At 37.8% G+C, this 9,323-nt stretch carries 12 protein-coding genes; 3 read left to right on the forward strand and 9 right to left on the reverse strand.

Annotated features, from left to right (window positions below; genetic code table 11):
* Positions 1-156 precede the first annotated feature (156 nt).
* Positions 157-1,026, reverse strand: a complete 870-nt coding sequence (locus ACFFIX_RS27030; RefSeq protein ID WP_378939664.1) for a cation diffusion facilitator family transporter — start codon at positions 1,024-1,026, stop codon at positions 157-159.
* Positions 1,027-1,347: 321 nt separating this feature from the next.
* Between ACFFIX_RS27030 and ACFFIX_RS27035 the strand changes: the two genes are divergently transcribed.
* Positions 1,348-1,755: an SET domain-containing protein gene (locus ACFFIX_RS27035; RefSeq protein WP_378939666.1), complete on the forward strand. Its 408-nt coding sequence runs from the start codon at positions 1,348-1,350 to the stop codon at positions 1,753-1,755.
* Positions 1,756-1,830: 75 nt separating this feature from the next.
* On the opposite strand, the gene ACFFIX_RS27040 is transcribed toward ACFFIX_RS27035, so the two are convergent.
* The 8 genes from ACFFIX_RS27040 to ACFFIX_RS27075 form a co-directional block, all read right to left on the reverse strand.
* Positions 1,831-2,295 carry an MFS transporter gene (locus ACFFIX_RS27040; RefSeq protein ID WP_378939668.1) on the reverse strand — a complete coding sequence of 155 codons (465 nt, stop codon included), beginning with the start codon at positions 2,293-2,295 and terminating at the stop codon, positions 1,831-1,833.
* 89 nt (positions 2,296-2,384) lie between these two features.
* Complete coding sequence (locus ACFFIX_RS27045) at positions 2,385-3,710, reverse strand: ABC transporter permease (RefSeq protein ID WP_378939670.1); 1,326 nt, start codon at positions 3,708-3,710, stop codon at positions 2,385-2,387.
* The gene (locus ACFFIX_RS27050) at positions 3,700-4,398 is read right to left on the reverse strand and encodes an ABC transporter ATP-binding protein (protein WP_378939672.1); all 699 of its coding nucleotides are present in this window, start codon (positions 4,396-4,398) and stop codon (positions 3,700-3,702) included. Before ACFFIX_RS27050 ends, ACFFIX_RS27045 begins: the two co-directional genes overlap by 11 nt.
* A 15-nt stretch (positions 4,399-4,413) precedes the next feature.
* Positions 4,414-5,370 (reverse strand): ABC transporter permease, encoded by a 957-nt coding sequence (locus tag ACFFIX_RS27055; RefSeq protein ID WP_378939674.1) that lies wholly within the window; start codon positions 5,368-5,370, stop codon positions 4,414-4,416.
* A complete protein-coding gene (locus ACFFIX_RS27060; RefSeq protein WP_378939676.1) occupies positions 5,364-6,242 on the reverse strand; it encodes an ABC transporter ATP-binding protein in 879 nt (292 codons plus the stop codon). The genes ACFFIX_RS27055 and ACFFIX_RS27060 overlap by 7 nt, the downstream gene beginning before the upstream one ends.
* On the reverse strand, positions 6,208-6,624 hold the full coding sequence (locus tag ACFFIX_RS27065; RefSeq protein WP_378939677.1) for a GntR family transcriptional regulator: 417 nt from the start codon (positions 6,622-6,624) through the stop codon (positions 6,208-6,210). Before ACFFIX_RS27065 ends, ACFFIX_RS27060 begins: the two co-directional genes overlap by 35 nt.
* Before the next feature lie 234 nt (positions 6,625-6,858).
* On the reverse strand, positions 6,859-7,020 hold the full coding sequence (locus tag ACFFIX_RS27070) for a glycogen biosynthesis protein GlgD (protein WP_378939679.1): 162 nt from the start codon (positions 7,018-7,020) through the stop codon (positions 6,859-6,861).
* A 6-nt stretch (positions 7,021-7,026) separates the two neighbouring features.
* A complete protein-coding gene (locus ACFFIX_RS27075; RefSeq protein ID WP_378939681.1) occupies positions 7,027-7,299 on the reverse strand; it encodes a YtzC family protein in 273 nt (90 codons plus the stop codon).
* A gap of 339 nt (positions 7,300-7,638) precedes the next feature.
* Between ACFFIX_RS27075 and mnmL the strand changes: the two genes are divergently transcribed.
* A complete protein-coding gene (gene mnmL, locus ACFFIX_RS27080) occupies positions 7,639-8,601 on the forward strand; it encodes a tRNA modification radical SAM protein MnmL/YtqA (RefSeq protein WP_378939682.1) in 963 nt (320 codons plus the stop codon).
* A complete protein-coding gene (gene mnmM / locus ACFFIX_RS27085) occupies positions 8,601-9,173 on the forward strand; it encodes a tRNA 5-(aminomethyl)-2-thiouridylate-methyltransferase MnmM (RefSeq protein ID WP_378939684.1) in 573 nt (190 codons plus the stop codon). Before mnmL ends, mnmM begins: the two co-directional genes overlap by 1 nt.
* Positions 9,174-9,323: the final 150 nt, after the last annotated feature.

Consider the following 9,323-nt stretch of genomic DNA (forward strand, 5'->3'; position numbering starts at 1 on the left):
CACCGTGGACACCCTTGCCTTCGACTAATGGTTCGCATATCCCAACGCCCATAACGGACTTCCACCGTCTAGTTGATGAACATGCCTGGCACACAGATAAAGGAGCTGCCTTACCGCAGGCAACTCCTCTTGTTGTTCTTAAGTTTTATTTGTTAATTAATTTGGCTCTACATGGACGTGGACATCGTAGACTCCATAATCTTTTATCATCACTTTTTCAACATGGGTAGCTATGTCATGGGCTTCTTTAATATCTAACGTAGACTTAACAAGAATTACAACATCTAATACTTCATTATTTCCGTAATTTCTCCCCTTAATTGCTTTAATTCCTTTTACTCCATCCACCTGTGTGATTACACCTCGATAAAGTTGAATTTTATTTTCATCAAATCCATCTGAAAGTTCGTGGGAAGCTTGTTTAAAGATTTCCAAAGCAGTTTTACATATTAATAATCCGACAATAATGGCAGTTAGCGTATCAAGCCAAGGCATATTTAACTGAGAGCCGAAAATACCTATTGCTGTTCCTATACTTACCCAAGCATCAGAAATATTATCTTTTGCAGCTGCCATAACTGCTTTGCTATTAATTTTAGTAGCTAATTTTTTGTTGTAACGATAAACAAAGTACATCGCTATTGCGGAAAAAATACCTACATAAGCAGCAATAATGTCAGGTGACTCTTTACCACCTTGAAACATAGAGGTAACAGCCGAAGTCAGCACTTGTATACCAACTGCTAACATTATAAAAGAAGCTGCCATTGATGCTATTGTTTCACTTTTCCAATGACCGTACCCATGATCTTCATCGGGCGGTCTTTGTGAAAGCTTAAGCCCTATTAGTACAGCAATCGATGCAATGATATCGGTTGTATTGTTTAGACCATCTGCTTTTAAAGCAGCTGATTCACTCATGTATCCAATAACTAATTTTATAATTGAAAGACATATGTAGGCAATAATACTAATGATTGCACCACGTTCGCCTAATTTAAGATCATTATACTTTTGTTGATCCATTTTTTTCTTGCCCTCCCACTAAGTTCTTAAATATGATATCAACTATCATACAGGTGGGTCTAGAGCAATCTTTTTGGACCGTTTTATATAAGTAGGCGAAATATAATAAAGTTGCATTAGGAAAAATTTCGGAATTTTTTATCTTATTAGAACGATTCAATACCTATTGGTTTGTATCGTTTTATATTTCATAAAATCCCCTCAACCATCCTCAGCATGCTTTACTAACAAAAGTTTTTAGATTTATAAAAAAGTTGATTTCATGCTTATCAACTGTCATGCTTAAAGGGAATTAATTAAAAGATAAGCGCAGGTGTTAACATGATAACAATAAAGACTTCCACACTTAGCGATGGGGAATTTAATAGAGGGGTATTCGCAACACGTGATATTAAAAAGGGTGAATTAATCCATGAAGCACCAGTCCTTTCTTATCCAAATAAGGAACACGAACTTATAGAGCAAACCGCTCTTGCGGATTACGCGTTTGAATATGGTAAGAACCATTCTGCACTCCTATTAGGATACGGTATGCTATTTAACCATTCCTATACGCCTAACGCGACTTATGATATTAACTTTGAAAATCACACATTTGACTTTTATGCTTACACAGATATCAAAGCTGGAGTAGAGATACTAATCAACTATAATGGCGAAGTTGATGACAATGATCCACTATGGTTTAACAAGGACTATGATTCTGAGAAAGATAAAACCGATTGCTAAGTAATTCCTACTTTTAAATAGTAGGAGAAAGAACCCTCCAGCAAAGAGCTGGGGGGTTCTTGATTAGGAAAAAATTTAAGAGATCATCGCTACTTCTTCTGATTTAGCAGTCTTCATTTTTTTATCATAAACAGAAGTTATACAAATCCCAACTACTAAAAGACCCACTAAAATAGCGAATAAGAGAGTAATATCGTAGTAGTCGACAATAATTCCACCTAGTAATGGGCCGATCATTCTTCCACCGGTCGCTGTGCTGTTTACAAAGCCTTGGTAGAAACCTTCTTTTCCTTTTGGAGCTAGGTTACCTGCGATTGTTGGCACTGCTGGCCAGACGAGCATTTCTCCAAGCGTCATAATAATCATCGCTACGACAAAGCCTGTAAATTGTTCGGGAGATGAGACAACAATAAATGAAAGAATAAAGATGAAGATTCCCACAATAATTTGTTGTTTAATTGTTTTAGCCGCTGCAAGTACGATAAGTGCACCGTTGATCGTCCATAAGATGCTGTACTGACCGATTGAGATATCAATCACGAGAATTCAGTTTTTTGCACGAGAACCAACTTACTATCCCCACGCAAAAAGGCTACCAATCATCTCTGGTAGCCTCTCAATATATCAATTTACAATTCTCGTCTCAACGCGGAAAGAACATTAATATTTGTCGCTTTTACAGCTGGTCTTAAACCTGAAATCATCGCAACTCCAATGCTAATTCCTGCTGCGATTAGTACTAAGCTTAATGGAATGTATGAAAACGTAAATTCCATTGGCTCACCACCATTTTCCTCACCCATCATTCCGTTTAAAATCAATGGTAGAACCTTGTTTGACGTCCAGCTGATGGCGTACGAGATCAGTACTCCCAATAATGAACCGAAGATTCCGATGTATGCACTTTCCATTAAGAACAAACGACGAATTACACTTGGTTGTGCACCTAACGCCTTCATAATGCCAATTTCCTGTGTCCGTTCAGTTACAGCCATTGTCATTGTGTTAAAGATTCCAATTGAGGCAATTAAAACTGCAACGGTTCCAACAAAAATTAAGCCCGCTTTAAATACATTAAAGAATAAGTTCACACTATCAAGTTCCTCTGTAATGGAATGAACCATGTATCCTTTGTCTTTTAATGTTTCTGTTACACCTGCAACCTTTTCGATACTAGATGCATAAACGAGCACCTCACTATATGGAACTTCTTCTGATGAACCCTCGCCTTCGTTCACGTTTGCAAATGAAAAGATTTCGTCCTTCATTGAATCATCAATGTAGATACTTTGATCTTGCATCCAATCTCTTGATGGCTCTTCAGTGATGCCGACAATTTTGAAGTCATAGGTTTTTGTTTCTTCCTTGCCATCTTCTTCTACATTTTTTGTCAAAGTAATTGAAATCGTTTCTCCAATGAGATTGCCTTCGTATCCTTTAGGTGGTTCAACTTCGCCATTTTGCGATTCAATTTCTGTCTGATATTTTTTTTGTTCTTCTTCTGTTAAAAGATTCTGAGCAAAGTGATGACCAACTATCACTTCATTTTCAGCTTTTGGAACATCCCCACTTTCTAGGGCCAAGTTTGCGTTTAATTCTGCCTCCATATTTGTAATGACCGGACTAGAATTTCCGATTCTGTCTTCAAACTTGACCTCAACTGGTAGATCAATATAATTTCTACGGACAACCGATTTTACATCATTTGTTCCTTCAAGCTCTTCAATCTCTTTTTCCCCTAAATTCCCATCATCTTTTCCTGCTACATTAACTTCGGTAAGAATTTGCTGTGACATAATCTGTTCTGTTATGCTCTTGTGAATTCCGAATCCTACTGATGCTAAAACGATTAAAAATGCACACCCCATTGTGGTCGCAAGGATTGTCATAAAGACACGGAGTCTGTTTTTCTTCATATTTTTCCGCATGAATTTAAGCTGATCATTAAGCTTCAACGAGAACGCCTCCCTTCGTTAATACACCGTCGTGTAAGTGAAATTGCTGATCACTGATCGAGGCCACTTCCTCATCATGAGTGATGATAAAAAATGTAATTCCTTTTTCCTTATTTAACTCTTTAATTAAGGCTAAAACTTCTTTTTCTGTCTCAGAGTCTAAGCTTCCTGTTGGTTCATCAGCTAAAATGATTTTCGGATTTGTAATTAAGGCGCGCGCAATACTTACTCGCTGTTGCTGCCCACCTGACAGTTCATTTGGATAATGCTCTGCATGATCACTTAAACCAACTCGACTTAATAGCTCCATTACTCGAGTTTTCCGCTCGGTTGAATCTATCCCTTTTAATGTTAGTGGCAATTCAACATTTTCAAACGTCGTCAAACTCGGAATTAATTGAAAGCTTTGAAAGATAAACCCAAAGTGATCTAAGCGAAATTTCGCCCAGTTTTTTTCACTATAAGCTGTAACATTGGTCTCGTTAACCACAATCTCCCCTGTGGTCGGTGAAATAAAACCTGAAATTAAGTTTAGTAACGTGGACTTTCCAGAACCACTACGTCCGACGATGGATGCAATTTCCCCCCTGTTAATTCTCAGTGATAAATCCTTTAAAACCGGGATTTCTTTTTCTTTTCCTTTTTTCCCAACTTTGAATGAGTGATTGAGATCTTTTATAATAATCATTTAAATTCTCCTCTCCTATGCTTTTTTCTTTTTGTAAATCAAGAAATAACCTAATGAAAATCCTGTACTTGCTCCAATTAGTGCACCTACCACATATCCCAATAGACTTTCGTCACCAGATGCATAACCAAACCAGCTAAATCCAAGAATTCCAATAAGCATGACTAAAGCCTGCACTGGCAAGTTAAGCCATTTCCATACAAAGAAGTATCCGTTTCGTTCGTTTGGGTGCTTGACGAAGGAAATGTGACCGACGAGGTAACTAATGACTATTACCAACAGTGGGAATACATAAACTGTGTCAGATGTTTTCAAATAATCAAATGTGAGATAAGATGCTGGACTTACTTGAGAAGTGTATAACCAAATAATCTCAGAAAGCCCGATTGACACATGCAAAAAAGCTGCAACGTTCACCATAATTAACAAAACCGTTAATATCGGTAATACACTTACGCTCAAAACAACGAGCCCCTGTGCAAAAGGAGTGCCTGTTATAGCACCTGAGGCCATGCATAACGTATAAAACATGAACATAGTAGGCAGTAAAAAGAAGTTGAATTCTAGAAAGTGAACAGCGGTTGATTGAGTAAAAGTTAACAAAATCCACATCATTAAAAATGAAACTACCCAGCTTAGTAAAATAGTTGCCACACCGATCAACCATTTTGTAAAGAAAATTGAACCTCTACTCGCTGGCAATCCTAGCGTGAAATCAATTGTTCCCCTACTCTTCTCAAAACCCATTTGAGTAACAGCAAGAGTTACCACTAACAGTACAAAACCAAAAACATACGGACTTGAATCAAAGGAATACACAAAGCCAGGTGAACTGCTTGGCTCATATCTTAAATAGTTCATATAATCGACCCAGAATCCGATTGGGGCAAAAAATCCTATAATTAAGCTCGTTAAGATCAGCTGCAACTTTACTTGTTTCAGTTCTTTCACAATTAATTCTCTGGCTACCATCTCCGTTTCCCTCCAAACTTTGAGATAAATACTTCCTCTAGGTTTACAGGAAGCTCGTTCCATACTTTAGGATTGAGCGAGTCTAACCATTTACGGTTTTCTTGATCTTTTTTTTCGAGAATTAGTGTATAAAAGACGCCCGTTGACTCTAAGATTGAAATGCCACGTTCTCGAATTTTTAGCGTGACATCTGCCTCAAATGCTACTTGAATTTTGACATAGTCTTCTTTTAATGCGTCCATGTCCATGACACTCGATAGGGTATTGTCTTCAAGAAACCCAATTCGATTACAAATTCGCTCGATATCCTCTAATCGATGAGATGTGATTAAAATTGTTGTTTGTCGCTGTGCAACTTCATCAATCATAAGCTGGAGGAGATCATGACGTGTAACTGCGTCAATTCCATCTGTTGGCTCATCTAGTAAAATAACGGCAGGTCTTATTGCAAATGCTAAAATAAGTGCCATTTGCTTTTTTAGACCTGTGGACAATTCACGATACTTTTTTGTTTCTGGTAGACTATACCGATTAATGAGTTCATTGGCATAGGTTACATCAAAATCTGGATAAATTGGTTTAAGTATTCGGACTAATTCCTTGTATGTATAGCGGTCATAAAAGGAATTTTGAACCGGCACAAAAATGATTTTTCTTTTAACAAGAGGGTTTTTAGAAATTGAAACATTCTCGAATAATAACTCTCCTTGATCAGGAAGTACGATTTGCTGTATACATCGAAGGAGTGTCGTTTTTCCAGATCCGTTTCTTCCGAGTAGACCAAATATTTCGCCAGGATCAAGCTTTAACGAGACATCTTTCAAAACTTTATCTTTGTTAAGCGTCTTTGTTAGATTCTTTACCTCGAGCATTTGTCTTCCCTCCTACTTCTTTTCTAATCTCGTCGATCCAATGGTGTATATCGTTGAAATCAATGCCAGCGTAAAAAGCATCAATTAGTAGTGGCTTTAATTGCTCCTTAATCATCTCCATCTTCCCCTTATCGAGTTTTGCACGAGCCGTCTCTGAGACAAACGTTCCTCGTCCTCGCAATGTTTCAATAATACCTTGGCGTTCAAGTTCTTTATAGGCTTTACTTACAGTGTTTGGATTGGCAATAATCATCGTGGAGAGTTCCCTAACAGAAGGTAGCTTCTCACCTGGTTTTAATAACCCTTTAAAACAAAATTCCTTCATTTGCTGAATGATTTGCTCATAAATGGGAGTTGAACTGCGCGGATCGATTTGGATCATCGTTCTCCCTTCTTCCTTTAAGTTATAATGTACTAGGTGTTATATGTGTATTACATTACATAGTACACCTAATACATTATAGACAGATTGATTATTTGTCAATCATAAGTTTAAACAATTTTAAATAGATTTCTGGTGATTGGAGTAATGAGGAAAGGTAGGAGGTTATTAATTAAAATTCTTAAAAAACCTGCTGCCACTCTAAGTGACAACAGGCATTTCACCTATCTCTTGCTATTCAACACGCTGTTTTGATTTAATTGGTTGGCCTTGCTTTTGATACTTCTTCTTAGATTCCTTTATTGGTTCAAAGTCTTGACCGAGTTCGACGTCGTTGCTATTGACGCCGTTTTTTGTCTTTTGTTCGGGATTGTTTTGCTTAGATTTTTTTTGCATTATCGGTCACCCCTCTACATGTCTTTGAATTGTCATATCATTTTGTAGTGCTTGGAGCTGAAGTCTCATTCGATATAGCTGATCTTGTTGCTGAGCATTTGCACTCAAGGATAGGTGGTTAATGTCGTTTACGGCGTCTTCGAGCATTTGTTGTGCTTTTGTATATTCTGTAGCATTATAATGTTCTTGCTTTGCTCCAGTTTCATATTGAGTTCGAGCATAATCAATTGCATCCGTACAGTTTTGCAAATATTCGTTCACTGATTGTCTTGTTGCCATGTCTTACCCCTCCAATCAAACTGAAGCCATTTTTTAAGCTTCACAGTCTTATTGTTTGCATTTACCCCTCATAATTAACAAATCAATTATTGGAAACATCGTTTGTCTTCATTCTTGGAAACATGATAAAATATTTTGATGAAGTTTTTTAGTACAAAAGCGGAAGCGCCTTGTTCAGCCCCGACAAGCATAAGACGATTCTAAATAGAAGGCGTTCTTTGCCTTCAATTTAGAATTGCCTTATGACCTCGAGGGCTAGGCGCTGGAGCTGGATGACGAAACTCAATCTAAGTAAAGATGATGAGCTATTCTGTTTTAATAAAAAAGGAGGTTCCTGACTTGATTCAGAGTAACCCATTTACATTTGCCGCAGATCAGAAGCGGTACCATACATGGAATTATCATTTACGCCAAACATTTGGTCATAAGGTTTTTAAGGTTGCATTAGATGCTGGTTTTGATTGTCCCAACCGCGATGGCACCGTTGCTCACGGAGGTTGCACTTTTTGTAGTGCAGCTGGCTCTGGTGATTTTGCTGGCAACCGTGTCGAAGATCTTGTTATACAATTTACTGATATAAAAAATAAAATGCATGAAAAATGGAAAGATGGCAAGTATATGGCTTATTTTCAAGCCTATACAAATACTCATGCACCCTTAGAGGTTTTACGTGAGAAATATGAATCAGTTTTAGGGCTAGACGGTGTCGTCGGGTTATCGATCGCGACGCGTCCAGATTGTTTGCCAGATGATGTGGTTGAGTACTTAGCTGAACTGAATGAACGCACATATCTATGGGTTGAACTTGGATTACAAACAGTTCATGAACGGACTGCACTGATGATTAATCGAGCACATGATTTTGACTGTTATACAGAAGGTGTAACAAAACTTCGCAAACACGGTATTCGCGTGTGCTCTCATATTATTAACGGGTTGCCACTGGAAGATAACAAAATGATGATGGAAACTGCAAGAGCTGTTGCAGGTTTAGATGTACAAGGAATCAAAATTCACTCGTTACATTTATTAAAAGGAACTCCAATGGTCAAGCAATATGAAAAAGGAATGCTTGAGTTTTTAGGATTTGATCAGTATGTAAAGCTCGTTTGTGATCAGCTTGAAATTTTACCTCCTGAAATGATTGTCCACCGAATAACTGGGGACGGCCCGATTGACTTAATGATTGGACCAATGTGGAGTGTGAATAAATGGAGTGTTCTGAATGCAATTGATGATGAGTTAAAGCGCCGTGATAGCTATCAAGGGAAATTTTATGAAAAAGAGAGAGTGCAGGTTTAATGAAATTACAGCGGATACTGCCCTTCTCAAAAAACATCTTAAATTCATGCATAGCTGAGGGTGACTTTGTTGTGGATGCGACAATTGGTAACGGACATGACACTCTGTTTTTGGCTGAATTGGTTGGCGAAAGCGGCCGAGTGTTCGGCTTTGATATTCAAGAGTCAGCCATTAAAGAAACGAAAACTCGACTAAGCCGTCATGAATTTATGGACCGGGTCACACTTTTTCATCAAGGACATGAACATCTTACTGCCTGCATTCCTGATGAAGCTCATGGCCAGATTTCTGCAGCCGTATTTAACTTAGGCTACCTTCCCGGAGCTGACAAAGAAATTGTTACAAAACCTAACTCAACGATTCATGCGATTCAACAACTTTTAGATATAATGAAAATTGAAGGTATCATTATTGTCGTCATTTATCATGGTCATCAAGAAGGAGTGGTAGAAAAAGAAGCTCTTCTTGACTTTGTGACAAGCCTTGATCAAAAGCGGGCACTAGTACTTCAATATAAATTTCTTAATCAAAAAAACAATCCTCCATTTGTTATAGCAATTGAGAAACGTTGATGTAACTTAGAATTGGAGGAATCAGAAAACGGAGCACTTTATGAGTGCTCCGTTCAGTTTGTAGACAAAAGGAGTTCGGAATGCCTCATTCCGAACTCCTTTTTGATTTTTTTATTGGATTTGAAGCAATTATAGAGAATAGTAGACCTC

The organism is Metabacillus herbersteinensis, from assembly GCF_042433335.1.
Classification (GTDB): domain Bacteria; phylum Bacillota; class Bacilli; order Bacillales; family Bacillaceae; genus Metabacillus; species Metabacillus herbersteinensis.

What these genes read in the sequence shown, in the direction of transcription:
- ACFFIX_RS27070 (WP_378939679.1), bottom strand. Translation starts at nt 7,020, where the DNA reads ATGCAAAAAAAATCTAAGCAAAACAATCCCGAACAAAAGACAAAAAAC.
- ACFFIX_RS27035 (WP_378939666.1), top strand. Translation starts at nt 1,348, where the DNA reads ATGATAACAATAAAGACTTCCACACTTAGCGATGGGGAATTTAATAGA.
- ACFFIX_RS27055 (WP_378939674.1), bottom strand. Translation starts at nt 5,370, where the DNA reads ATGGTAGCCAGAGAATTAATTGTGAAAGAACTGAAACAAGTAAAGTTG.
- ACFFIX_RS27075 (WP_378939681.1), bottom strand. Translation starts at nt 7,299, where the DNA reads ATGGCAACAAGACAATCAGTGAACGAATATTTGCAAAACTGTACGGAT.
- ACFFIX_RS27030 (WP_378939664.1), bottom strand. Translation starts at nt 1,026, where the DNA reads ATGGATCAACAAAAGTATAATGATCTTAAATTAGGCGAACGTGGTGCA.
- ACFFIX_RS27060 (WP_378939676.1), bottom strand. Translation starts at nt 6,242, where the DNA reads ATGCTCGAGGTAAAGAATCTAACAAAGACGCTTAACAAAGATAAAGTT.
- ACFFIX_RS27050 (WP_378939672.1), bottom strand. Translation starts at nt 4,398, where the DNA reads ATGATTATTATAAAAGATCTCAATCACTCATTCAAAGTTGGGAAAAAA.
- mnmM (WP_378939684.1), top strand. Translation starts at nt 8,601, where the DNA reads ATGAAATTACAGCGGATACTGCCCTTCTCAAAAAACATCTTAAATTCA.
- ACFFIX_RS27065 (WP_378939677.1), bottom strand. Translation starts at nt 6,624, where the DNA reads ATGATCCAAATCGATCCGCGCAGTTCAACTCCCATTTATGAGCAAATC.